A 21,766-nucleotide genomic window follows, 5' to 3' on the forward strand; every position below is an offset into this window, starting at 1 on the left:
AGCCCGCACAGGCCTGAGCGGAGGCGGCGGCAGCCTGAACCGCGGCAACAGCCGCCCCAGCGGCGGCTGGAGCAACAGGGTGTCGTCACCCTCGGCGCGGCCATCGATCCAGCGGCCATCCGGCTCGAACTCCCTCGGCCGTGGTGACATCAATCGTGGCGGCAACCGGAATCTCAACCTGGACAGCAACAGATCCATCAACCGCGATGTCAACCGGAACATCAATCGCGATGTCAACCGGACTGTGAATCGCGATGTCAACCGGAACATCAACCGCGATATCAACCGGAATGTCAACCGAAACGTGAACTGGGACACGAATCGGCGTGTCAACATCAACAATGTCAATGTGAACGCCGGCTGGGCTCGTCCGGGCTGGGGTGTGGCACGGCCTTGGAATGCGGGCTGGTACGGCGGCTGGTCCTCTCCCACCTGGGGATGGTGGGGGGCAAGAGCCGCGACATGGGGGGTGGCCTCCCTGGCTACGGCAGCCGTCATCAACAACGCTGTCGACAACGCCCTGAGCAGTAACAGCACCTACATCGTGGTTCCCAACACCGATTACCAGCTGCTCTACGGCTCGGTACAACCCTCCGGCTCCCAGGGGGTCAGCTTCGCCGTCACCGCCGATGGCAGCACCTACCAGCTCTCGGCCGATTGCAACCGGGGCCTGCTGGATGGCCGTGAACCGAGCAGCTCCGCCGAAGCAGAGCTGCTCAATGCAGCCTGTCAGGTGGCCTTCGGCTCTGTCTGAGCCCCTCGGCTCGGCTACGTCTGATACGGCCACGCCGTGGGGCAGGGCCTGATGCAGGCTCACCCCGGCGTGACCACCGCATCGACGCTGGGACCCACCTCGATCGCGTCCTGCACGGCGTTCTCGATCACGGCAGAGGTGAGGCCTCCGAAGGCATCACCACGAATACTATGGCGACCGATATTACAAAAAAGTGCCCCTTCTGTCGGACGACACAACTCAAGCGGGAGATATCTGGCATTATCTGACAAAGAAGATCAACCGCTGATACGGGATCGAAAGCGTGAGCCCCGCCAGAGATGCCACCAGGAAAGGCGGGCCCACAAGCCATGACCATCCGGAGCCGAACAATGGCTTAATCCCCTACCAGGGGCCTCAGGAACCGCGAAGATGATCAAGGCTTAAGGTAGGTTACTTGCAAGATGAGCTAGAACCGTGGCAAAAGCTCATCATCATTATTGAATGAAGCCATAGGATCTAGATTCTGAAGATCATGCTGATCAGAGTTCTGGATCTGGCAGGGAGGCCCCAATCCGCTCCGCCAGCAGCAGGCAGGCGTCCATCTCGGCCCAGAGCAATTCCCGCCGCTGGGAATCGACGGCATAGGAACGCCGGTGCAGATCCCTGCCCAGATAGCGCAGAGCATCACGGATCCATCGCCAGTCGTCGTGGCTGCAGTCGGGCGGTTGCGGCACGGTGTCATCCAAGGAGGCCGATTGAGCCAGGGGTTCAGCCATGCGCCATGGGATGGATCCAGCCAGCGACTGTACCGTTGAGATTCCAGCGAGCATGCAGTCATGGGGAGCCCAGCAATCGCGCGGCAAGGGTTCCGCTGGATCACGGCTTCGTCTCTGGGACTGGCAGGGCTTCTGCTGGGAGTCCGCGCCATGGCCGCGCCCTTCAGCTACGACCCCGTGTCCTTCACCAGCTTTGCCAACAGCCGCATGAAAGCCCTGGGCAAGGATGTGGTCTTCCGCAACCTGGCTCTGTGCCGGCGTGATGGGTCGAGTGGCTATCGATGCCTGGAGGGAGACGTGCTCCGGAGAGAAGCCGGCCAGCCTGGGCGCGAACTCTGCAGACTGCGCTCAGTGGGCTATCACCCAGCCACACGAAACATCAACTACCTGACCAAGGATTGCGTCCGCAAAACAGATCAGCAACGGCTGCGTGAGCAGTCTGAAAAGCTATTGCGCAAGGGGCTCGACGCACTGGAGAACCTCAATCCATGACCAGCTGATCGCTCCGCCTGGATCAGACCCGCCACAACGGCCGAGCGGATCAGTGAACTATGGGTCGCCTGAGATTCGAACTCAGGACCAATCGGTTAAAAGCCGAGTGCTCTACCGCTGAGCTAGCGACCCGCCCTGGAGGGCTGCCCTCGCGGGCACCCCTGGAACGTATCACCCAGGGGGCACCTCCTCCAAGGGAGCATGGACGGGTCATCAGGGGGCGCTGATCCCCCGGTTTCCCCCAGACCGCCATGTCCTCCTTCAGCTGGCCCGAACCCAGCGTTCACCCGGAAGCCTGGGTGGCCCCCTCAGCGGTGCTGATCGGGGATGTGAGCCTCGACGCCGGGGCGAGCCTCTGGCCGATGGCTGTGGCCCGGGGTGACCTCTGCAGCATTCAGATCGGAGCCAACAGCAACGTCCAGGACGGGGCCGTGCTGCACGGGGATCCAGGCCAACCGGTGCTGATCGGAGCAGGGGTCACCGTCGGCCACCGGGCTGTTGTCCATGGCGCCACCCTGGGAGACGGCTGTCTGATCGGCATCGGCGCCATCGTTCTCAATGGGGTGCGGGTCGGGGAAGGGGCCCTGGTGGCCGCAGGGGCTGTGGTGACCAGAGACGTTCCGGCCCGCACCCTGGTGGCGGGCATCCCGGCGCAGGCCAGGCGCAGCCTGAGCGAGCTCGAGGCCGCCGAACAGCTCCAGCACGCCATGCGTTACAGCCAGCTGGCCGCCGCCCATGCCGGCCGCGGGACCTGAATGCTGCGATTTGGATCAACCGCCTGGGAGCGCTTCTGGGGCGGCAGCGGATGTCCGTAAGATCGCTCCACGATGATTCTCCCTCGATGGACGCTCGGCTGCTGCTGGTTACCGCCCCGATCCTGCTCGCCGTGGCCTGGGCCGTGTTCAACATCGGCCGTGCGGCTGTCGGTCAGCTTCAACTGATGCTCAAGCGGTCCCGCGCCTGATGGTTCTGGTGATCGGTGCCGGGCTCGCCGGCACCGAAGCGGCCTGGCAGATCGCCCAGGCAGGCCTGCCGGTGAGGCTGGTGGAGATGCGGCCCGTGCGGCGCTCTCCCGCTCACCACAGCGCCGAATTTGCTGAACTTGTCTGCAGCAACAGTTTCGGTGCCCTCTCCAGTGATCGGGCCGCCGGGCTGCTGCAGGAGGAGCTCCGTCGGCTGGGTTCACTCGTGATCAGCACAGCCGACGGCCATGCGGTTCCGGCCGGCGGCGCCCTGGCGGTGGATCGCGGCCGCTTCAGCGCTGATCTCACCCGCACCCTTGAAACCCATCCCCTGATCCAGGTGGAACGGACCGAGCAGCTGCGGCTGCCCGAACCAGGGGAGATCACCGTGCTGGCCACCGGCCCCCTCACCAGTGACTCCCTGGCCGAGGATCTGCGCCGTTTCACCGGCCGCGACGACTGCCATTTCTTCGACGCGGCCAGCCCGATCGTGGCGGGCGAGAGCATCGACATGGAGGTGGCCTTCCGCGCCAGCCGCTACGACAAGGGCGACGCCGACTACATCAACTGCCCCATGAACCGGGAGCAGTACGACCGCTTCCGGCAGGCCCTGCTGACAGCCGAGCAGGCCGAACTCAAGGATTTCGATCAGGAACGCGCCAGCTTCTTCGAGGGCTGCCTGCCGATCGAGGAGCTGGCCCGTCGCGGCGACGACACCATGCGCTACGGACCGCTCAAACCCATCGGCCTCTGGGATCCGCGCTGGGGCGACCTCCACGACCGCGACGTGCGCCGCGCCAGACGGGCCCATGCCGTGGTGCAGCTGCGCCAGGAAGACCGCGACGGACGCCTTTGGAACCTGGTGGGCTTCCAGACCAACCTGAAATGGGGGGAGCAGCAACGTGTGCTGCGGCTGATCCCAGGCCTGGAGAACGCCGAGTTCGTGCGCTTCGGGGTGATGCATCGCAACACCTTCCTCGAGGCCCCGCAGCTGCTGGATCCCACCCTGCAGTTCAGGCAGCGGCCCAGTCTGCTGGCAGCAGGGCAGATCACCGGCACCGAGGGGTATGCCGCCGCTGTGGCCGGCGGCTGGCTGGCGGGCACCAACGCCGCCCGCCTCGCCCATGGCCAGAGTCCGATTGACCTGCCGCCCACCACCATGATCGGAGCCCTCACCCACTTCATCGCCGAAGCTCCCAGCGCAAGGTTCCAGCCGATGCCCCCCAACTTCGGTCTAATGCCCGAGCTGAACGTGCGGGTGCGGGAGAAGCGGGCCCGCTACGGCGCCTACCGCGATCGCTCCCTGGCCGATCTGGACCCGTTCAGGCCCTCAGTTCGCAGTGCTGAGCTGACCTTTGCCTAGGGTCGAGCCTGCCAGCCGGCCCACCCCCGTGAGCGTCCTCTCCAGCCCCGACAGCTCGGCCACCACCAGCGGAGCCGATCCCCATGGCTGGGACGCGCTCGTGATCGGCTCCGGAATCGGCGGCCTGGTGACGGCCACCCAGCTGGCCGCCAAGGGGGCGAAGGTGCTGGTGCTGGAGCGCTACCTGATCCCCGGCGGCAGTGGCGGCAGTTTCGAGCGCCAGGGCTACACCTTCGACGTGGGCGCCTCGATGATCTTCGGCTTCGGCGAGAAGGGTCACACCAACCTGCTCACCCGCGCCCTGGCCGACGTGGGCGAACGACAGGAAACCATCCCCGACCCGGCCCAGCTCGAGTACCACCTCCCCGGCGGTCTGACCGTGGCGGTGGATCGCGACTACGACACCTTCATCGAGCGGCTCTCGGCCTGCTTCCCCCATGAAGCGGCCGGCATCCGCCGCTTCTACGACACCTGCTGGAGCGTCTTCCGCTGTCTCGACGCGATGCCGCTGCTCTCACTCGAGGATCCGGCCTACCTGGCGAAGGTGTTTGTGCGCGCACCGCTGGCCTGCCTCGGCCTGGCCCGCTGGCTGCCGGTGAATGTGGGCGATGTGGCCCGCCGGCACATCAGGGATCCGGCGCTGCTGAAATTCATCGACATGGAGTGCTTCTGCTGGTCGGTGATGCCAGCGGACCGAACGCCGATGATCAATGCCGGCATGGTCTTCTCCGACCGTCATGCCGGCGGGATCAACTACCCCCGCGGCGGGGTGGGCTCGATTGCGCGCCATCTGGTGAGGGGTCTGGAGCGACACGGCGGCGCGATCCGCTACCGCTCCCGGGTCACCCGTGTGCTGATCGAGGGCGGCAAAGCCGTGGGGGTGGAGCTGGCGGGTGGTGAAACGATCCGGGCCCGACGGGTGATCTCCAACGCCACCCGCTGGGACACCTTCGGCGGGCTGGTGGAGGAGGCCCAGGTGCCGGCCGCCGAGCACACCTGGCGGCGGCGTTACAAGGCCTCGCCCTCGTTCCTGTCCCTGCATCTGGGAGTGAACGCTGAGGTGATCCCCGCAGGCAGCCACTGCCACCACCTGCTGCTGGAGGACTGGAGCGCGATGGAGGCGGAGCAGGGCACGATCTTCGTCTCGATTCCAACCCTGCTCGATCCGGCGCTGGCACCGCAGGGGAAGCACATCGTCCATGCCTTCACTCCCTCGAACCTGGAGGCCTGGCAGGGGCTCTCCCCCAGCGACTACCGGACGCAGAAACAGGCGGCAGCCGATCGCCTGATCCTCCGGCTCGAGCAGATCCTGCCCGGCCTGGGGGCAGCGATCAGCCATCGGGAAGTGGGCACTCCCCGCAGCCACCGGCGCTTCCTCGGGCGTCACCAGGGCAGCTATGGACCGGTGCCGGCCCTGCGCCTGCCGGGGCTGCTGCCGATGCCCTTCAACCGCAGCGGGATCCCCGGGCTCTATCTGGTGGGTGATTCCTGCTTTCCCGGCCAGGGGCTGAACGCAGTGGCGTTCAGTGGCTTCGCCTGCGCCCACCGGGTGGGTGCCGATCTGGGCCTCAACCCCTGGGCCCTGCCGGCGTGAGCCGTCCTGAAGGGCCCGTAACGCCGGCTGAGCCGGAAACCCGACCCCGCCACGCTCGCGCCCCCTCAGGCCCGCTCCATAGGGTGAGCGCCATTGATGTCGATGTCGTCATGGGCCCCGTCCCCACCCCCAACCACGAGGATCTGGCCCGCTACCTGGAGCAGAACGACGCTCTCAGCAAGCCCTGGCTGATGCTGCAGCTGCGCATGAGCCGGCTCAGGGAAGAGAAGGAGTCCCTCGGTGCCGATGAATACCTGCGCCGGGTGCAGGACGCCCACAACGACCTGATGCGTCTGGGAACCTTCTGGCGGGGCCGCGAAGCCGAACTGTTCGGCCACAGCTGATCCCTCCATGGTCTCCAACCCGCCAGGAGAGCCCCCGCATCAGCCCCAGACCTACCCGGTGGCTCCGCTGATTCGCTTCACCCTGCTGGGGCTGTATCTCGCCCTGGTGCTGCCCCTGCCGCTGCTGGCCACACCACCGTTGCGGCCGTTGGTCACGGCCGCCCTGCCGCTGGGCTTCATGCTGATGGTCGCTCTGCTCAGCGAGCGGGTCAGGCTTGATCGCGACGGCATCACGGTCGGCCATCCTCCCTGGTGCGCCTGGCTGCTGCGCCGGGGGTGGCAGCTGCCCTGGAGTCAGCTGGAGTCTTTGACCAGCCTGGCCACGAGCCAGGGAGGGCGGGTCCATTACCTGCGCTGCCGCGATGGCCGCCGCCTGCTGCTGCCCCAGCGGGTGGACCGCTTCCCCGCCTTCCTGCTGCAGGTGCAACGCACCAGCGGTCTGGATCTCTCGGCCGTGGGCAGGATCTCCCCAGCCTGGACCTACTGGGCTCTGGCCGGTCTCTCACTGGCCATGCTGGTGGGGGAGCTGGTGGTGATCACCACCCTGACCATGACCTCTGTCCCCAGTCCGGTCTGAAGCGAGCAGGACGTCAGCTGGCTCCGGCAGCCTGGGTTCGCACCCCACCGGCCGGGCTGAGCGAGGGTTCAGAGGCTTCCGGGAGGGTTTCGAGGCTGAAGCGGTAGCCCTGCTGGCGCACGGTTTCGATGCCACCTCCTTCGCCAAGACCGGCCAGCTCGAGCTTGCGGCGCAGGGTGAGCACCTGGGTGTCGACGGAGCGGGGTCCGCCGCTGAACGGGGGCCAGGCCATGCGCAGCAGCTCCTGGCGGCTGCGCACCATGCCCGGAGGCATCAGCAGGGCACAGAGCAAAGCGAATTCCCTTGGACTGAGCTCCACGGGTTGATCGCGCAGGGTCACCTGGCGCAGCAGCAGGTGCACTTCCAGCGGACCGACGCAGACGCGCTCCTGCAGGCCGCTGCCGCTGCGGCGCAGCAGGCTGCGGCAGCGGGCCGCCAGCTCCTCCAGACCGAAGGGCTTGCGCAGCACATCGTCGGCACCGGCATCGAGAAGAGACACCACAGGATCAGCGCCGCTGCGGGCCGTGAGCACCATCACCGGGCAGCGCAGATGGGCCGCCAGGCGCAGGGCGGTGCTCTCTTCAAGCAGTTCGGCGCTCACCAGCAGATCGGGGGTCTGGTCGTCGCAGAGCTGAAGGGCTTCGGAAGCGGTGGCGACAGCGGCAGCCAGGTAACCGTCCTGACGCAGCCTCTGGGCGAGAACCGTGCGCAGGGTTGGATGGGGGTCGACAACCAGGACACGCTTGAGCATCGCTGACCCACCGGTACGCGGCTCCAGCGTCAGCTTGACGGGAGTGGGATCACTGGAATCCGGCTTTGGTGTGAGCTCCACACGCGGCCACGGGTGAGTCCCTAGGCTACCCGATACACCCCGGGAGCAGTCGGTATCTATCGATGCCACCCCCGCCCAGACAGCCTGTGCCCCCATGACCGCGCTGCAGAATCCGGACGCCATTCGTCACTTTCAGTCGATCTGTGACGCCTGCCAGGACCTGGCCAGCCGCTACCACAGCCCGTCCGAACTCAGGCTCTACGCCGATGGCTATCTGCACGCCCTGCGCCGCAGTTCCGTGCTGCAACCTCTGGATCAGCGCCGCCTCGAAGACCTGATCGACCGCTGGATCATGGACCCTTCCAGCTTCATCGGCCCCGACGGCAACCTCAGCACCCTGTTCGAGAACAGCCGCAACTGAACGGTCGCAGCTGCTCTCTGGGCCGGCGACAGCGGATCGATGCCGGGTGCCCGGGGAGAATTCCTAGCTGGCCAGGGCCACGGTGAGCGTTTCGCGAAGCTCTCCGGAGTTGTACATCTCGATCAGGATGTCGGACCCGCCGATGAACTCACCGTTGACATACACCTGAGGAATGGTGGGCCAGTCCGAATACTCCTTGATGCCCTGGCGGATCTCCTGATCGGAGAGCACATCGAAGGTTTCGAACGGCAGGCCCAGGGAGTTGAGGATCTGAACCACGTTGTTGGAGAACCCGCATTGGGGCATCAGCTTCGAGCCCTTCATGAACACCACGATCGGGCTGCTGCTCAGGAGGCTGTCGATGCGTTGCTTGACGGAGCTGTCCATGGATGCCAGGGATGAAAAGATGGGAAGAGTGAGGAGGAGCGGAAGGATCAACCCACCCCGACGGGTGTTGTGGTCTGCAGCGCCAGAGCGTGGATGGCCTCGCTGGCCAGTTCCCGGCGCAGGGCGGCGTAAACGAGCTGGTGCTGCTTGATCCTCGAAAGACCGGCGAAGGCGGAGGACACCACTTTCACCTGGAGATGGTCGCCACCACCGGTGAGATCCTCGACCTCCACCTCGGCATCAGGGAGGCTGGCGCAGATCGCTTCCTTCACCTGCTCCGATTGCACCATGACCGGGAATCCATCCACACGAAATGGAATCTAGAAGCCGGAGCGCCCAGCTGCCTTACGGAGTGGCCGGAGCGTCGCTCACGGCGGTGTAAGGGATCGTGGCGAAGCCGAGTTCCACCAGGGTCTGGTAGGCGCGACGCCCTTCCTCGCGGGTCGGAGTCATCACCTTCACCACCTCCACCAGAAGGGGCACGGCCACCTCCGGCTGGTTCTGGCGGCGCAGCAGGGCCGCCAGACGCAGGTTGGACTGGGCCAGCAGCTCAAGCGACTCACGGCCCTTCTGGTCCATCTCGCGGGGAATGCGCGCATCGAGGCCACGGAAGGAGCCGCTCAGATCGCGATAGAAGCCGAGCAGCTTCAGGCTGGCATCCCTGGCCTGGTCGTAGTCCTTGCGGGCGGAGGCCAGATCGCCACGGGCCACGGCTGCATCACCCCGGCTGAGGAGATCCCTGACGGCCTGGAGGTTGAAAGTGCCCGCCGAACCCTCGAGCACCTTTGGGGGCTCACCCTGGGCCTGAATGGGCAGGATCGGGGCTAGGGGGAACAGGGTTGCCGCCAGGGCAAGCCCGAGGGCAACGGAGGGCCGGCGCACGGAAGACAACACCGAAAGTTCGTCGGACTCTACGGGGAAGCGAAGGGACGCCCCACAGCGCTGCGGGCCGCTTCTTCAGCTGATTGCATCGCCGCCGCCAGCCGATCGTTCAGGGCATGGACCGCGGCGCGTCCGCCATCCCCCTCCACCGCCAGGGCAGGGGCAAAGGCCAGGGCAGCCCGGCTCCTGCAGCCCGGGGACGCCTGGCTGTAGCCGATCCCCACCGGGACCACCTGCACAGCCACCCCCTGACTGGCGGCCAGGACCGCCAGTCGTCCCAGACCCTGCTGCAAGCGGATCGGTTCATCCTGGCGGCGGATCCGTCCCTCGGGGAACACCACCAACTGCTCCGAAGCGGCCAGCAGGTCGACGGCGTACCGAAGAGAGCTGGTGCCCGGCCGTCCCTGGTCGATCGGGAAGCACCCCAGACGGTCGAGAAACCAGCCCTGGATCCCCCTCATCTCCGTGACGGTGACCATGAAGCGGCAATCGCGGCCACTGATCCGGCGGCCGGCGGCGTAAGGCAGGAGCAGGGCGTCCCAGCGGGCCCGATGGGTGGGGGCCAGCAGCACCGGACCCGCCAGGGGCAGGTGCTCGGATCCCAGCACCTCGATCGAGCTGAAGAACCCCGGCAGGGCCAGGTCCTGGGTCACCAGCATCGCCAGCGGGGACAACACGGGACTGATGCCGCTGCAGACGCGGCTCTCCCGGGCCGCCAGGCTGGAGCGGAGCTTCGGCCCGGTCCTCGGTGGTCCCTCGATCACGTCCGTCGTCTCGGCTGTCACCAGAAGCCGCATCCGCCAATCGCAGCAAACTAGAGGGGGCCGCCGGGCTTCGTTTCCGAGCGCGGGCAGTTGCCTCTGCGGTTGCGAGCGGCCCGATGACGCCCCCTGGAGGGCCGGAGCCGATCCATAGGATCAGGCTCCATCGAGCGCATCCGCCGACCATGGCCAGCCTTGGCGTGAACATCGATCACATCGCCAACGTGCGCCAGGCGCGCCGGGCCCGGGAACCGGATCCGGTCACCCTGGCGCTGCTGGCGGAGCTGGGAGGCGCCGATGGAATCACGGTGCATCTGCGCGAAGACAGGCGCCACATCCAGGAGCGCGACGTGGAGTTGCTGCGGGCCACGGTGCGCAGCCGACTCAACCTGGAGATGGCGGCCACACCTGAGATGGAGGCGATCGCCCTGCGGATCCGCCCGGACATGGTGACCCTGGTGCCGGAACATCGCCGGGAGGTCACCACCGAAGGCGGACTCGACGTGGAGAGCCAGCTCGGCACGCTCCAGGCCCTGGTGGGCCGGCTGCAGGGCTCCGGCATTCCCGTGAGCCTGTTCGTGGATCCGGAGGTCACCCAGCTGGAGGCCAGCCGTGCCAGCGGCGCCCGCTGGGTGGAGCTGCACACCGGCGCCTACGCCGAAGCCGACTGGGCTGAGCAGCCGCGGGAACTGGCGCGGCTCGAAGAAGGCTGCTTCGTGGCCCGCTCCCTCGGGTTGCGGGTCAATGCCGGCCACGGGCTCACCTATCAGAACGTGGAGCCGATCGCCGCGATCGAGGGGATGGAGGAGCTGAACATCGGCCACACGATCGTGGCCAGGGCCCTGGCGGTGGGATTGCAGAACGCGGTGAGGGAGATGCGCGCCCTGATTCAGAATCCACGCCGCGATCCCCTGTTCAGCGGCAGCACCCCATGAGCGCCTCCCCGACCACCACCTATCACTTCATCGCCGCCAGTGAGCGATTCCTGACGGACGAGGAACCCCTGGAGGAGGTGCTGCGAGAGCGGGTGCGCAACTATGGCGAAGTGGGCAAGCCGATCGATTTCTGGCTGCTCAGGCGCCCGGCCTTTCTGCGCGCCCCCGAATTGTCGGCCGTGGCCGCCACGGTTCCCGATCCCGCGGCCGCGGTGGTCTCCACCGACCCCAAATTCATCGATTTCCTCAAGCTGCGTCTGGAATTCGTGGCCAAAGGCAGCTTTGAAGCCCCCAGCTCCACGATTGCGGACCCCCTGGCCCAGCAGGCCGGCTGAGCCGCTCAGGCCGGCTGCTTCTGCTTGGTGACCATCCAGCCATCCAGCAACTGCAGCTGGACCGGATTGAGGGCGGCATCAGCGAGCAGCCGCTCCCTCAGACGTGCGACATCATCGGGATGCAGCTCTCCATTCGTCTGCCAGTGGAGATCCGTGGTGATCAAGGTGTTGACGTGCTGACGTCGGGATCGGTTCATGCTCTCAGCTTGAAGGTGACCTGAGCGACATGAAATCCAAGGATTTTCTAGAGAGATCCGCTGGATGTGTCCCCGATCGCGTCCCCCTCCTGTCGCGCGGATCATCGGCGGCTCAGAACAGACCGAGGAAACGGCGCCGTGGTTCCGGTTCCCCCTCGCCTGCCCTGGGCGCGCGCCCCTGCCCCCCGTCCTGCTGGTAACGGGGAAGGTTGTCGCCGATGGTGAGCAGGGCTTCCTTGTTCTTCCACCAGATCCAGTCGCGAATCGGTGGCGTCGCCAGCAGATCCTCGCGGCTGAGCCCCAGACCGAGCTTGCGCGAGGCGTCCACCAGCACCTCGACCATCGCCTCACCGTCACGGCAGCGGGCCAGCGCTTCATTGGTGCGTTTCGCCCCGTTCAGGGCCTTCACCAGCGCCTGCACTCTCTGGGACACCGGCAAGGAAGCAGGATTCATCGGACCCCAGCGGCATGATCCGGACCGTACCAGCTGCAGATGGCCAACGAAGGCTCGTTGCCGGCGCCGATCGCCCTCCGGCTGAGAGAACGGGCTGACAGAAGTGGAGATCAGAGGTCACACTGGATCCAGCGCAGTTCCTCTTCGGCGCACCTGTTGCATGGCGTCCCCACCGCAGTCCCTTCATCACTGGGTGATCGGTGACGTCCATGGCTGCGCCTCCGCTCTCCAGGACCTGATCAGCCGACTGCCCGTCAGCGGCCGACTGATCTTCTGCGGTGATCTGATCAATCGAGGGCCCCAGATCGAGCGAACCATGCTCCTGGCCTGGGACCTGGTGGAGCAGGGACGGGCGGTCTGGTTGCGGGGCAACCACGAGCAGAACCTGCTCATGGCCCTCCGCAGGCAACGGGATATCAGCGATCCGGCCCTGGCGGGCTCCGACACCTACCGGCAGCTGGGCAGCCGTCAGTGCCGCCTCTGGCGCGAAAGGCTGGAGAGCCTTCCCCTGGCCTACTGGGGCAAGGGCTGGGTGGCCACCCATGCCGGCTTCGATCCCGGCAGCTGGCTGCCCGACCTCTCGATCCGTCATCCCTTCTGGAGTCGATACGACGGCCGCTTCGGGGACGTGATCATTGGCCACACCCCCGTGGATCGGGTGGAGCGCAGTGCCAACGGCATCGTCAAGATCGACACCGGCGCCTGCTACGGCGGACGGCTCAGCGCCTACTGCCCGGAAACCGGCGATCTGATCAGCGTGCCAGGCCTGCGCAGCATCGAGGCACAGCTGCCGGCCGCGGGCCAGGGCCGTTCGTCCAGGGCAGTGGCCGGCTCCCGCTGACGGCGACCTCGTCCTGATCATGGCGATCCGATGCTGACGGTGTATCGCAGCAACCGGGCCGACCTGCTGGCTCAGCTGCTGGGCCAGCATCTGCTTCTTGCCCCCCCGGATCCCTTCGAGACGGTGTCGGTGGTGGTGAACACCTGGCCCACCAGCCGCTGGCTCGGGGAGCAGCTGGCTCTGGAGCTGGGGGGCATCGCCGCCAACATCCGCTTCCCCTTTCCCGGAAGCCAGCTGCGCGCCATGGTCGGGCAGCTCCTGGGTGAGAGCGCCGAGGGGAGCGACCCCTGGCGGGCGGGCGACCTGGTCTGGCCCGTGCTGGAGTTGCTGCCGCAGCTGGTGGAGGCCCCGGAAGCCGCGCCGCTGCGGCGCTGGCTGGAGCAGCGCGACGACGGGGGCGAACTGGACGTCCCCCTCTGGCAACTGGCCCGCGCCATCGCCGATGGGCTCGATGACCTCAGCCTCTACAGGCCCGCCCTGACGCAGGCGTGGTGGCAGGGCGGCAGTGGCGACAGCCGCGGAAATCCCCTGCCTGACTCCCTGGCCTGGCAGCCCCTGCTGGTTCAGCGCCTGCGGGACCGGCTGGGTGAGAAGCCCTTCGGGCTCAGAGCCCTGGACCTGATCGAGCACCTGCGCGAGGGCCGGATCAGCGTCGAAGGGATCCCGTCCCCCCTGCGCCTGTTCGGCCTCAGCAGCGCCCCGCCGGTGCAGGTGCAGCTGCTCCAGGCCCTCGCCCTGACGCTGCCCGTAGACCTCTACCTGCTCACCCCCTGCGCCGACCTCTGGCAGCGCTGCGTCGAGCGCCGCCGCGATCTCCAGGATGCGCTGGCCCTTGAGCAGCCCTTCGGCCTCGACTGGATGCTGCAGACCCCGGGTCTCGAGGCCCGCTTCGGCCGCCTGGGGGGTGAATTCCAGCAGCTGCTGGAGGGCACCGGCGAGGCGGGGCTCGGCAGCGCACGGGAGAGGGACCTGTTCCTGCTGCCCGCCACGGCGGCGGCCGCCGCCCAGCGCAGCCCCAGCCTGCTGGAGCAGCTCCAGGAGCAACTGGCCCAGCCGGACGCTGCCTCTCCCCTGAAGCGCTCCGGGGAGGACCACTCCCTGGAGTTCCACCCCTGTCCGGGCCGGCTGCGGCAGGTGCAGATCGTGCGTGACCGCCTGCTGCAACTGCTGGCTGCTGACCCCAGCCTCGAGCCGCGCCACATCCTGGTGATGACTCCCCAGGTGGACCAGCTGGCGCCCCTGCTGGCCTCGGTGTTCTCGGACAGCGAGGCCACTGGTGTTGAGCTGCCCTGGCGGCTCACGGACCGCAGCCAGCTCGATGACACCGGCATCGCCCAGTCGCTGCTGCAGGTGCTGCGGCTGGCTGGAGAACGCCTGACGGCCTCGGGCCTGGAGGGCCTGCTCCAGAGCGCGGCTCTCCAGGAGCACCATCAGCTGGAGCCCGGGGAGGCTGCCGCCATCACCAGGGCACTGCAGGCCAGCGGCTTTCGCTGGGGACTGGACGCGAACGAGCGGGGCGGCGTCGAGCAGCACAGCCTCAGCTGGGCGATCGATCGGCTGCTGCTGGGCCTGGTGCTCCCCGACCGGCCCGGACTGGCCATCGGCGACTGCGCGCCCCACCCCCTGGCCGGCACCCCAGAGAGCCAGGGACGCTGGATCCTGCTGCTCAGCCGCCTCAGGCGGGCCTTGGCGGAGCTGCGCCACAGCCGCCGCGCCGAGGCGTGGGGCCCCTGTCTCAGGGCCCTGCTCGAGGACCTCTTCGGTGACGGCGGCGAGAGGGCCTGGGAGCTGACAACGATCCACCAGGCCATCGCTGAGTGGACGGTCGGGGCCGCCGGCTGCACCCTGACGATCCCGGCCACGGTGGTGGCAGCGGTGCTGCAGGAGCGGCTGGCCGCCGACAGCGGCCGCTTCGGCCACCGCAGCGGCGCCCTGACGATCAGCGCTCTCGAGCCGATGCGGGCCATCCCCTACCGGGTGATCGTGCTGATGGGCCTCGACGCGGAGGTGTTCCCCCGCCGGCGCCAGCGACCCAGCTTCCATCCCATGGAGCATCAGCGCCTGCTGGGGGACCCGGATCCGGCCGACCAGGACCGCTATGTGCTGCTGGAGGCGCTGCTCTCGGCCCGAGATCACCTGCTGATCAGCTGGAGCAGCCGGGACGAGCGCAAGGGGGATCCACTGCCACCGCCGGCCCCGGTGCGCCAGTGGCTGGATCAGCTGCGCGCCGAGCTCGGCGCCGAAGGCTTCGAGGGGCTGGTGGTGGACCATGCCGTCAACCCGCTCGATCGCCGCAATTTCCTGCCGGCAGGTCACCGGCCGCCACCGAGCTGTGACCAGCGCCTGCGCCGGGCCCGCCAGCTCCTCGAGGATCCGGCCATGGCGGCACAGCCGTTGGAGCCCCTGGCCCGGAGGCGGGCACCCGGATCAGAGGCGGTCAACGGGACGACCGGGCCGGAAGGCCCCCCCGGCACCGATTCCTTCGAGGACCTGCGCCACTGGCTGATGGCTCCCCAGGACAGCTGGCTTCAGCAGCTGGGGCTGCGGCCGCGGGAATGGGCCGACCCGGTGGACGACCTCGAAGCCCTCAGCCTCGATGAGCTGCGCCGCTCCCGGCTGCTGCGCGATCAGCTGGCCCGCGGCGGCCATGACCCTGATCCGCCCGACTGGCTGCGGCTGTGGCGCGGCCGCGGCCTGGCCCCACCCCTCACGGCGGGGGAGCTGGAGAGCAGCGCCCTCAGCCAGCGCTGGTCTTCGCTGCAGCGACTCCTGGAGTCGCTGGGGGAACCCCACCGTCGCCGGCAGCGGTGGCCGGAGCGGCAGGACACAGATCCGAGCCAGGTCCTGGAGGCTGAGCTTGACTGGCGTGACGATCTGCTGGTGCTGGTGCACACGGCCCGGGCCCGCACCCCCCGCCGGCTCGATCTCTGGCTGCGGCTGCTGCTGGCGGGTGCCAGCGGCCAGGCCCCGCGGCAGGCCCTCCTGATCGCCCGCGAGAAGGATCGTTTCGTGGTGGTGCAGCGCTTGCGGGGGGTCGGAGCCGAGGCTTCAGCTGAACTGCTGCAGCAGTTGCTCAGCTGGCGCCAGAGCCATCGCCACCGCTGCTGGCCGGTGCCTCCGGACACCGGCTGGGCCTATGCCCAGGCCGAGCACAACCGCCCTGGAGAGGGCCCCGCCAAGGCGATGCAGAGCTGGGAGGGATCTCCCCCCTGGACCGATGGCGAGCGGCAACAGGAGGTGATGGCCCTCTGCTTCGGCCGGGACTGCCCGGCTGACTCCCTCCTCCGGGGTGATTTCGGAGCGTTCTCGACCCTGGCCATGGCCCTGCATGAACCGCTGCTGGAGCAGCAGCTGAAGCCATGAGCAGCGCCGGAACCGAGGCTGACGTGGCGGCCCTGGAGCTGGCGGCCAATGACCTGCCCCTGGATCCAGGGGTGCATCTGATCGAGGCCAGTGCCGGCACCGGCAAGACCTTCACCCTCGCCCATCTGGTGCTGCGGCTGGTGGGCGAGCGGGAGCTGTCGCTGCGGGCGCTGCTGGTGGTCACCTTCACCAAGGCCGCCGCCGCCGAGCTCAGGGACCGGATCGGCCGGCGGCTGCAGCAGGCCCAGCAGCTGCTGCAGACCTCTGATCCTGCCGGGCACGAGGGGCTGGATCAGGAGCTGAAGGAGTGGCTGGGGAGCATCCCCCCCCCGCACCGCGAGCGGCTGCGGGCCCAGCTGCTGCTGGCTCTCGAGGAACTCGACGCCGCGGACATCACCACCATCCACGGGTTCTGCCATCGCAGCCTGCAGCGTCAGGCCCTGGAGGCGGCTCTGGCCCCTGAGGTGGAGCTGGAGAACGACGGGTCGCTGCTGCAGGAGCAGGTGGTGCACGACTACTGGCAGCAACAGGTGCTGCCCCTGCCGGCCCACGCCCTGCGGGGACTGATCCGCAAGGGGGTCCAGATCGAAGCCCTTCAAAGTCTGCTGGCCAAGCTGGACGGGGATCCGACCCTGGCCAGCCCGGAGCTGCCGCCGGGCTGGGACCCCGAGCGCCCCCTGGCCGGACAGTGGCTCGCCCAGTGGGAGGCCGACTGGCAGCGGTTTCAGGCCCTCTGGGACCGGCAGGGGGAGGCACTGGAGCAGGCGGTCTGCGCGGCGGCGGCGGCGCGCAGGCAGGCCGGCCTCAGCAGCAAGGGGCCCTACAGCGCCAAACCCCGCCACAAACGCACCCAGCTGCTGGCCGCCTGGCTGGAGGACCAGCCCTGCCCGGGCTCCTACGCCGAGCTGCTGGAGGAGAAAACCAGCTGGATTCCCGACTACTTCCACCCGGGGCCGATCAGCCAGGCGGCGGCGCTGGATGGTCCTCAAGCGACCCTGCCCCAGCCGCGGTTGCTGGAAGCGGCGGCGGCCCTGGTGGATGGTCCCGCCGAGGCGGTGCTCAGCCATTTCTGCCACTGGGCCCGGGCGGAGCTGGCGCTGCGGCGGCAACGGGGCGGGCGCATGAGCTACGGCGACCTGCTCGTGGGCCTCGATCCCGGTGGCGACGGCGGCCGGCGACCTGGCCTGATCGAGGCCCTCTCCCAGCGCTATGAGGCAGTGCTGATCGATGAGTTCCAGGACACCGATCCCCTGCAATGGCGGATCCTGCATCGGGCCTTCGCAACCACTGGTGCCCAGCCCCGGCACCTGCTGGTGCTGGTGGGAGATCCCAAGCAAGCCATCTACCGGTTCCGGGGAGGCGATCTCGACACCTACCGGACCGCCGGCAGGACTGCCGCGGCCCGTCACCGGCTCGCGCGCAACTTCCGCTCCTCGGCTCCCCTGCTGGATGCCCTCAACGAGCTGATGGCCCCGGGCCTGCCCCGCTCGGAGCTGCCCGTGAAGCCGCTGCGGGCCGCCCGCCGGGATGAGGACGAGTCCCTGATCCTGCCGGCGGGGCAACAGCCCCTGCAGCTGCTCTGGCTGGGGAGCGATCGCGCCGCCGGAGAGGCCCCCCCCGGGCGCGGCGAGCTGGAGAAACGGGCGAGTGACCGGGTGGCGGCCCTGGTGCTGGATCTGCTGCGGCGGGGATGGCGGATGGGTGCAGGGGAGGGAACCCGGGCCCTGCAGCCCTCCGACCTCTGCCTGCTGGTGGACCGCCACCAGCAGGCCGAAGACCTGCGGCAGGCCCTGGAGCGCCGTGGGCTCCCCAGCCGCCTGATCAGCCAGGGGGATGTGTTCGCCGGTGAGGGAGCCGCCCTGCTTCAGAGATTGCTCGATGCCCTGGCGGAACCCGGCAGCGGCCCACGCCTGCGGCTGCTGGCCGCCTCCCCCCTGCTGGGCTGGAGTCCACAGCAGCTGGCGGCCGCCGGCAGCCAGGAGTGGGATCGCCTCTCCAGCCAGCTGGCCCGCCTGGCTGAGCGTCTGCCCGACGACGGACTGCTGGCCACCCTGGGACGACTGCTGCGCAGTGAGGAGCTGGCCCGGCTCTCTCTGCAGGGTCGCTGGCTGGCCGACCTGCAGCAGTGCGCGGAGCTGGTGCAGGAGCGGCTGCACCAGCAGCGGCTCGGGGCGGCCGCCAGCGCCGACTGGTTGCGACGGCGGCGGCTGCACCCCCCCGAGACCGTGCCGGAGAACCAGCAGCCCCACAGCGATGCGGTCAGCTCCGCGGTGGGGGTCGTGACGGTTCACCGCAGCAAGGGACTGGAATTTCCCGTGGTGATCTGTCCCTACTTCTGGCAGGGCGTGGGCAGCGCCAACCGCCGGGGGAGCCGGGGCCTTGGACGCCGCTGGACCCCGCAGCACGCCGGCGGCCCCCAGCTCGATGTGCATCTCGATCAGCGCTGGGGGCCTGGCCAGCAGGCCGCCGAGCAGGAGCAGGCTGCCCTGGCGGCGGAGCGGGAACGGCTGGCCTATGTGGCCCTCACCCGAGCCAGGGACCTGCTGGTGCTCGGCTTCGGACCGGCCCTGGGCCAGGCCTCCAACCCGCTGATGCCATGGCTCTTCAGCGACCTGCCCCTTCAGCCCCTCGAGCCCGACACGGACCTCTACACCGACCGCTCCGATCAGCAGTGGCTCGAGCATCTCGAGGGAGAGATCCAGCGGAGCGCGCTGCCGATCACCCTGATCAGCGGCGATCCCGAGCAGCCGGCCTCGGCGCGCTGGCATGCGCCGGCGGAGGCCGGAGATCTGCGCACCGGCCCAGTGCCCCGCTGGTCGCTGCTCACGGGCTGGGGGCGCAGCAGCTACTCCAGCTGGACCCAGGGGGCCCATGGAGGTCCACTGGCACCGGAAGCGATCGAGGAGGGCCGCGAGACCGATGGCTTCGAGCGCACCGCCAGCGATGAGGGCGACCCAGGCTCCCGGGCCGCGGACCCCGTCAGCCCCGAGTGGGGGCCGGAAATCGGGGAGGCCCGGAATGGGCCTCTGGCGATGTTTCCCCGCGGTGCCGCCGCGGGTGATTGTCTGCACCGCATCCTGGAGAGGGTCGATCACCGCCTGCCTGGTGACGAGCCGATCCACCGGGAGCTGGTGGATCGGGAGCTGGAGCGGGCTGGACTGGATCTGGAGCACGCTCCGGCCACGCTGCAGTTCCTCGAGCGGCTGCGTCGCACGCCGATGGGAGGGGCGCTGGGGGAGGTGTGCCTGGCCCAGCTGGATCCTGGGCGGCAACTGCGCGAGATGCCCTTCGATCTGCCTCTGGCCACGGACGCTGACGCCTCAGCAGGGCGTGCCCTGGTGCGGGCCCGGGGGTTGGCCGAGGTGTTCAGCCGGCACCCCGAGGGGACCTTCACCACGGCCTACGCCGAGCGGCTGGCGGAGCTGACCGTGGCCAGTCGCGGCTTCCTCACCGGCTCGATCGATCTGGTCTTCACCGCCCCGGGGGCCGACGGGCAGGAGCGCTGGTGGGTGGCCGACTGGAAAAGCAACTGGCTGGGACAACGCGACCTCCAGGGTCTGCCGGTCGCCTGCGGACCCCTCGACTACGGACGGGCGGGGATGGCCGCCGTGATGGAGAGCCACCATTACCCCCTGCAGGCGCACCTCTACCTGGTGGCCCTGCACCGCTACCTGGGCTGGCGCCTGCCGGGCTACAACCCCCTGCGCGATCTCGGCGGCTTCGTGTACATCTTTCTGCGCGGGGTCCCCGGGGCGATCAGCCCGCCTCCGGGCCTGACGATGGCGGAGCTGTCGGTGCCGGGAATGTTCGTGGAACCGGCCCCTCTGGGCCGGCTCGAAGCCCTCGATGCCCTGCTGCGGGAAGGCCAGCGATGACCTCACAGTCCCCCATCACTCCCCTGGGGCCCGCCCTGGCCGAAGCCCTGCCCAGGCTGTACGGGATCAGGACTGATCCGTTGCTGACCGAGCTGATCGGGGCCCTGAGTGCGGCCCTGGTGCGCGGCGAGCTGCACCTCCCCTTCGAGGGGCCGGCTCCCGAGGGCATCGTCAGCGTGGAGCAGTGGCCTGAGGGTCACCGCCAGGCCCTGGTCCGCTGCGGCTGGATCCAGGTCCCGGAGCAGCCTGGGCTGCCTGACGACGAATCACCGCCGCCGCTGATGCTCGGCGACCGGGGGGTGGGCTGGCGTCGCTGGCTGCTGCTGCTGGAAGCCACGATGGCCGAACTGGAGCGGCGGGCCACCGCCAGCGTGCAGCCGCCCCTGAGCCGCGCCTGCCTGCAGACCGCCGCGCAGCGGGCCCAGCAACGGGGTCGGCTGGATCCCCGTCAGCAGGCGGCGGTGGTCGCCCTGCTCAGCCAGGGCCTGGTGTTGCTCGGAGGCGGTCCCGGCACCGGCAAAACCAGCACGATCGTGCAGATGCTCGCGGCGGTTCTGGAGGAACGCCCCGGCCTGAGGCTGCACCTGGCCGCACCCACCGGCAAGGCCGCCGCACGACTGCGCCAGGCCATCGCCGCTGGAGCAGGCACCCTGCCGCCAGCTCTGGCCGCCCAGCTGTCGGCCAGCCCCTGCACCACCCTGCATCGCCTGCTGGAGAGCCGCGGAGAGGGATACGGGCGCAATCGCGAGCACCCCCTGGCCCTGGATCTTCTTGTGGTGGATGAAGTGTCGATGCTGGACCTTCCCCTGATGGCCGCCCTGCTGGAGGCCATGCCCGCCCAGGCCCAGCTGGTGCTGGTGGGAGACCCGGATCAGCTGGCCCCGGTGGGACCCGGGGCGGTGCTGCAGGAACTGCAGGCGCCGGCCAGACGCCAAGCCATGGGCGATTCAGCGATCGAGCTGATCACCACCTACCGCAATGACGGAGCCCTGGCCCTGGCGGCCGGACGGTTGCGGTGTGGTGACGTCCCCGGGTTTCTGCAGGATCTGAACCGGCTCAGCTCGTCGGACAATCTCAGCTGGTGGCGCTGCGCGGCCGGTCGGCTGCCCGACGGGGTGCTGGAGCGGCTCAGAGCCCACCAGGTGCAGCTGGCCCGTCTGGCCGCCAGCTGGAGTGAGGATTCTGAGGTGGTGACCCGGGAGCTGCTGGAGGAGCTGGAGCGCTGTGTGGCGCTGGCCCCCACCCGCCGCGGCCGCTGGGGGGTGGAGGCGCTGAACCAGCGGCTGCTGGGTGCCGACTGGAGCCGGGGACCGGCGGGCTGGCCAGCCGGCACTCCGGTGCTCTGTCAGCGCAACCTGCCGGAGCTGGGGCTTGCCAATGGCGATGTGGGGGTGGTGGTGGTGCGGGAGGGCCAGCGCCAGCTGCTGTTCTGGGGAAGCCAGGAACCGGGCGTAGCCGGCAAGGAAGGCACCAGCGCGTCGGCGCCTGCCATCCGCCTGGTTCATCCCAGCCGGATGGCAGGCGCCGACGCGGCCTTCGCGATCACGATCCACAAGTCGCAGGGCAGTCAGTACCAGCAGGTGCTGGTCCTGGTGCCGGAAGGGGAGGGCCGCTGGGACCGGAGCCTCCTATACACAGCGCTGACGCGGGCCCGGCGGCAGGCGGTGCTGATCACCCCCGAAGGCCAGGGCTGGCTGCCCGCCTGAGGGCAGCCGGACAG

Annotated in this window: 24 protein-coding genes and 1 tRNA gene; 15 read left to right on the forward strand and 10 right to left on the reverse strand. The window is 68.9% G+C overall.

The features are described 5' to 3' along the window. Nucleotides 1-469 precede the first annotated feature (469 nt). A complete protein-coding gene (locus VB734_RS09585) occupies nucleotides 470-754 on the forward strand; it encodes a hypothetical protein (protein WP_197164990.1) in 285 nt (94 codons plus the stop codon). Between the two features lie 59 nt (nucleotides 755-813). Here VB734_RS09585 and VB734_RS09590 read toward each other — a convergent pair whose 3' ends face one another. Both VB734_RS09590 and VB734_RS09595 read right to left on the reverse strand, forming a co-directional pair. Next, on the reverse strand, nucleotides 814-972 hold the full coding sequence (locus tag VB734_RS09590; RefSeq protein WP_197164992.1) for a hypothetical protein: 159 nt from the start codon (nucleotides 970-972) through the stop codon (nucleotides 814-816). 282 nt (nucleotides 973-1,254) lie between these two features. After that, nucleotides 1,255-1,491 (reverse strand): hypothetical protein, encoded by a 237-nt coding sequence (locus tag VB734_RS09595; RefSeq protein WP_197164994.1) that lies wholly within the window; start codon nucleotides 1,489-1,491, stop codon nucleotides 1,255-1,257. A 60-nt stretch (nucleotides 1,492-1,551) separates the two neighbouring features. Between VB734_RS09595 and VB734_RS09600 the strand changes: the two genes are divergently transcribed. Continuing rightward, entirely contained in the window at nucleotides 1,552-1,983 is a 432-nt protein-coding gene (locus VB734_RS09600) for a hypothetical protein (RefSeq protein ID WP_197164996.1), read from the forward strand. A 60-nt stretch (nucleotides 1,984-2,043) separates the two neighbouring features. On the opposite strand, the gene VB734_RS09605 is transcribed toward VB734_RS09600, so the two are convergent. Further along, nucleotides 2,044-2,115 (reverse strand) — tRNA-Lys (locus tag VB734_RS09605). 119 nt (nucleotides 2,116-2,234) lie between these two features. On the opposite strand from VB734_RS09605, the gene VB734_RS09610 reads away from it, so the two are divergent. From VB734_RS09610 to VB734_RS09635, 6 genes are all read left to right on the forward strand, one after another. Continuing rightward, nucleotides 2,235-2,738 carry a gamma carbonic anhydrase family protein gene (locus VB734_RS09610; RefSeq protein ID WP_197165059.1) on the forward strand — a complete coding sequence of 168 codons (504 nt, stop codon included), beginning with the start codon at nucleotides 2,235-2,237 and terminating at the stop codon, nucleotides 2,736-2,738. 86 nt (nucleotides 2,739-2,824) lie between these two features. Continuing rightward, a complete protein-coding gene (locus VB734_RS09615) occupies nucleotides 2,825-2,947 on the forward strand; it encodes a photosystem II protein Y (RefSeq protein WP_094555684.1) in 123 nt (40 codons plus the stop codon). Further along, nucleotides 2,947-4,308: an FADH(2)-oxidizing methylenetetrahydrofolate--tRNA-(uracil(54)-C(5))-methyltransferase TrmFO gene (trmFO, locus tag VB734_RS09620; protein ID WP_197165061.1), complete on the forward strand. Its 1,362-nt coding sequence runs from the start codon at nucleotides 2,947-2,949 to the stop codon at nucleotides 4,306-4,308. The genes VB734_RS09615 and trmFO overlap by 1 nt, the downstream gene beginning before the upstream one ends. A gap of 28 nt (nucleotides 4,309-4,336) precedes the next feature. Then, nucleotides 4,337-5,902 (forward strand): carotenoid isomerase, encoded by a 1,566-nt coding sequence (crtH, locus tag VB734_RS09625; RefSeq protein ID WP_197165063.1) that lies wholly within the window; start codon nucleotides 4,337-4,339, stop codon nucleotides 5,900-5,902. An 83-nt stretch (nucleotides 5,903-5,985) separates the two neighbouring features. After that, nucleotides 5,986-6,246: a hypothetical protein gene (locus VB734_RS09630; protein ID WP_322781408.1), complete on the forward strand. Its 261-nt coding sequence runs from the start codon at nucleotides 5,986-5,988 to the stop codon at nucleotides 6,244-6,246. Nucleotides 6,247-6,253: 7 nt separating this feature from the next. Further along, a complete protein-coding gene (locus VB734_RS09635; RefSeq protein WP_197165065.1) occupies nucleotides 6,254-6,823 on the forward strand; it encodes a hypothetical protein in 570 nt (189 codons plus the stop codon). 13 nt (nucleotides 6,824-6,836) lie between these two features. Here the strand turns inward: VB734_RS09635 and VB734_RS09640 are convergent, their stop codons facing one another. After that, a complete protein-coding gene (locus VB734_RS09640; protein ID WP_197166996.1) occupies nucleotides 6,837-7,574 on the reverse strand; it encodes a response regulator transcription factor in 738 nt (245 codons plus the stop codon). Between the two features lie 175 nt (nucleotides 7,575-7,749). Between VB734_RS09640 and VB734_RS09645 the strand changes: the two genes are divergently transcribed. Further along, nucleotides 7,750-8,016, forward strand: a complete 267-nt coding sequence (locus VB734_RS09645) for a DUF6761 family protein (RefSeq protein ID WP_197165067.1) — start codon at nucleotides 7,750-7,752, stop codon at nucleotides 8,014-8,016. 63 nt (nucleotides 8,017-8,079) lie between these two features. Here the strand turns inward: VB734_RS09645 and grxD are convergent, their stop codons facing one another. Genes grxD through VB734_RS09665 form a run of 4 tightly spaced genes read right to left on the reverse strand, consistent with a single transcriptional unit; the run spans nucleotide 8,080 to nucleotide 10,082 of the window. Beyond that, nucleotides 8,080-8,403, reverse strand: coding sequence for a Grx4 family monothiol glutaredoxin (gene grxD / locus VB734_RS09650; RefSeq protein ID WP_197165069.1), 324 nt, complete (start codon nucleotides 8,401-8,403; stop codon nucleotides 8,080-8,082). Nucleotides 8,404-8,450: 47 nt separating this feature from the next. Further along, complete coding sequence (locus tag VB734_RS09655; RefSeq protein ID WP_006170541.1) at nucleotides 8,451-8,693, reverse strand: BolA family protein; 243 nt, start codon at nucleotides 8,691-8,693, stop codon at nucleotides 8,451-8,453. 55 nt (nucleotides 8,694-8,748) lie between these two features. Next, nucleotides 8,749-9,285 (reverse strand): hypothetical protein, encoded by a 537-nt coding sequence (locus VB734_RS09660; RefSeq protein WP_370594604.1) that lies wholly within the window; start codon nucleotides 9,283-9,285, stop codon nucleotides 8,749-8,751. 29 nt (nucleotides 9,286-9,314) lie between these two features. Then, on the reverse strand, nucleotides 9,315-10,082 hold the full coding sequence (locus VB734_RS09665) for a 1-acyl-sn-glycerol-3-phosphate acyltransferase (RefSeq protein ID WP_322781407.1): 768 nt from the start codon (nucleotides 10,080-10,082) through the stop codon (nucleotides 9,315-9,317). A 149-nt stretch (nucleotides 10,083-10,231) separates the two neighbouring features. Here VB734_RS09665 and VB734_RS09670 point away from each other — a divergent pair, with 149 nt between their 5' ends. Together VB734_RS09670 and VB734_RS09675 are read left to right on the forward strand one after the other, a co-directional pair. Continuing rightward, a complete protein-coding gene (locus tag VB734_RS09670; protein WP_197165073.1) occupies nucleotides 10,232-10,981 on the forward strand; it encodes a pyridoxine 5'-phosphate synthase in 750 nt (249 codons plus the stop codon). Then, a complete protein-coding gene (locus tag VB734_RS09675; protein WP_197165088.1) occupies nucleotides 10,978-11,316 on the forward strand; it encodes an MgPME-cyclase complex family protein in 339 nt (112 codons plus the stop codon). The genes VB734_RS09670 and VB734_RS09675 overlap by 4 nt, the downstream gene beginning before the upstream one ends. 5 nt (nucleotides 11,317-11,321) lie before the next feature. On the opposite strand, the gene VB734_RS09680 is transcribed toward VB734_RS09675, so the two are convergent. Then, complete coding sequence (locus VB734_RS09680) at nucleotides 11,322-11,513, reverse strand: hypothetical protein (protein ID WP_197165090.1); 192 nt, start codon at nucleotides 11,511-11,513, stop codon at nucleotides 11,322-11,324. Nucleotides 11,514-11,625: 112 nt separating this feature from the next. Next, nucleotides 11,626-11,967, reverse strand: a complete 342-nt coding sequence (locus VB734_RS09685) for a hypothetical protein (RefSeq protein ID WP_197165092.1) — start codon at nucleotides 11,965-11,967, stop codon at nucleotides 11,626-11,628. 160 nt (nucleotides 11,968-12,127) lie between these two features. Between VB734_RS09685 and VB734_RS09690 the strand changes: the two genes are divergently transcribed. The 4 genes from VB734_RS09690 to VB734_RS09705 are packed head-to-tail and all read left to right on the forward strand — an operon-like array spanning nucleotide 12,128 to nucleotide 21,752. Beyond that, a complete protein-coding gene (locus VB734_RS09690) occupies nucleotides 12,128-12,808 on the forward strand; it encodes a metallophosphoesterase (protein ID WP_197165094.1) in 681 nt (226 codons plus the stop codon). Nucleotides 12,809-12,838: 30 nt separating this feature from the next. Next, nucleotides 12,839-16,171: an exodeoxyribonuclease V subunit gamma gene (locus tag VB734_RS09695; protein ID WP_197165096.1), complete on the forward strand. Its 3,333-nt coding sequence runs from the start codon at nucleotides 12,839-12,841 to the stop codon at nucleotides 16,169-16,171. After that, nucleotides 16,168-20,046 (forward strand): UvrD-helicase domain-containing protein, encoded by a 3,879-nt coding sequence (locus VB734_RS09700; protein ID WP_322781406.1) that lies wholly within the window; start codon nucleotides 16,168-16,170, stop codon nucleotides 20,044-20,046. The genes VB734_RS09695 and VB734_RS09700 overlap by 4 nt, the downstream gene beginning before the upstream one ends. Continuing rightward, nucleotides 20,043-21,752, forward strand: a complete 1,710-nt coding sequence (locus VB734_RS09705; protein ID WP_323243320.1) for an ATP-dependent DNA helicase — start codon at nucleotides 20,043-20,045, stop codon at nucleotides 21,750-21,752. Before VB734_RS09700 ends, VB734_RS09705 begins: the two co-directional genes overlap by 4 nt. The last annotated feature ends 14 nt before the right edge of the window (nucleotides 21,753-21,766 follow it).

It is taken from the genome of Synechococcus sp. BA-124 BA4 (genome assembly GCF_034931165.1).

Excerpts from the sequence above, each read along its gene's own strand:
- VB734_RS09595 (WP_197164994.1), bottom strand. The coding sequence starts at position 1,491 with ATGGCTGAACCCCTGGCTCAATCGGCCTCCTTGGATGACACCGTGCCG.
- VB734_RS09600 (WP_197164996.1), top strand. The coding sequence starts at position 1,552 with ATGGGGAGCCCAGCAATCGCGCGGCAAGGGTTCCGCTGGATCACGGCT.
- VB734_RS09610 (WP_197165059.1), top strand. The coding sequence starts at position 2,235 with ATGTCCTCCTTCAGCTGGCCCGAACCCAGCGTTCACCCGGAAGCCTGG.
- VB734_RS09615 (WP_094555684.1), top strand. The coding sequence starts at position 2,825 with ATGGACGCTCGGCTGCTGCTGGTTACCGCCCCGATCCTGCTCGCCGTG.
- trmFO (WP_197165061.1), top strand. The coding sequence starts at position 2,947 with ATGGTTCTGGTGATCGGTGCCGGGCTCGCCGGCACCGAAGCGGCCTGG.
- VB734_RS09635 (WP_197165065.1), top strand. The coding sequence starts at position 6,254 with ATGGTCTCCAACCCGCCAGGAGAGCCCCCGCATCAGCCCCAGACCTAC.
- VB734_RS09640 (WP_197166996.1), bottom strand. The coding sequence starts at position 7,574 with ATGCTCAAGCGTGTCCTGGTTGTCGACCCCCATCCAACCCTGCGCACG.
- VB734_RS09645 (WP_197165067.1), top strand. The coding sequence starts at position 7,750 with ATGACCGCGCTGCAGAATCCGGACGCCATTCGTCACTTTCAGTCGATC.
- grxD (WP_197165069.1), bottom strand. The coding sequence starts at position 8,403 with ATGGACAGCTCCGTCAAGCAACGCATCGACAGCCTCCTGAGCAGCAGC.
- VB734_RS09655 (WP_006170541.1), bottom strand. The coding sequence starts at position 8,693 with ATGGTGCAATCGGAGCAGGTGAAGGAAGCGATCTGCGCCAGCCTCCCT.
- VB734_RS09665 (WP_322781407.1), bottom strand. The coding sequence starts at position 10,082 with ATGCGGCTTCTGGTGACAGCCGAGACGACGGACGTGATCGAGGGACCA.
- VB734_RS09670 (WP_197165073.1), top strand. The coding sequence starts at position 10,232 with ATGGCCAGCCTTGGCGTGAACATCGATCACATCGCCAACGTGCGCCAG.
- VB734_RS09675 (WP_197165088.1), top strand. The coding sequence starts at position 10,978 with ATGAGCGCCTCCCCGACCACCACCTATCACTTCATCGCCGCCAGTGAG.
- VB734_RS09680 (WP_197165090.1), bottom strand. The coding sequence starts at position 11,513 with ATGAACCGATCCCGACGTCAGCACGTCAACACCTTGATCACCACGGAT.
- VB734_RS09685 (WP_197165092.1), bottom strand. The coding sequence starts at position 11,967 with ATGAATCCTGCTTCCTTGCCGGTGTCCCAGAGAGTGCAGGCGCTGGTG.
- VB734_RS09690 (WP_197165094.1), top strand. The coding sequence starts at position 12,128 with ATGGCGTCCCCACCGCAGTCCCTTCATCACTGGGTGATCGGTGACGTC.
- VB734_RS09695 (WP_197165096.1), top strand. The coding sequence starts at position 12,839 with ATGCTGACGGTGTATCGCAGCAACCGGGCCGACCTGCTGGCTCAGCTG.
- VB734_RS09700 (WP_322781406.1), top strand. The coding sequence starts at position 16,168 with ATGAGCAGCGCCGGAACCGAGGCTGACGTGGCGGCCCTGGAGCTGGCG.
- VB734_RS09705 (WP_323243320.1), top strand. The coding sequence starts at position 20,043 with ATGACCTCACAGTCCCCCATCACTCCCCTGGGGCCCGCCCTGGCCGAA.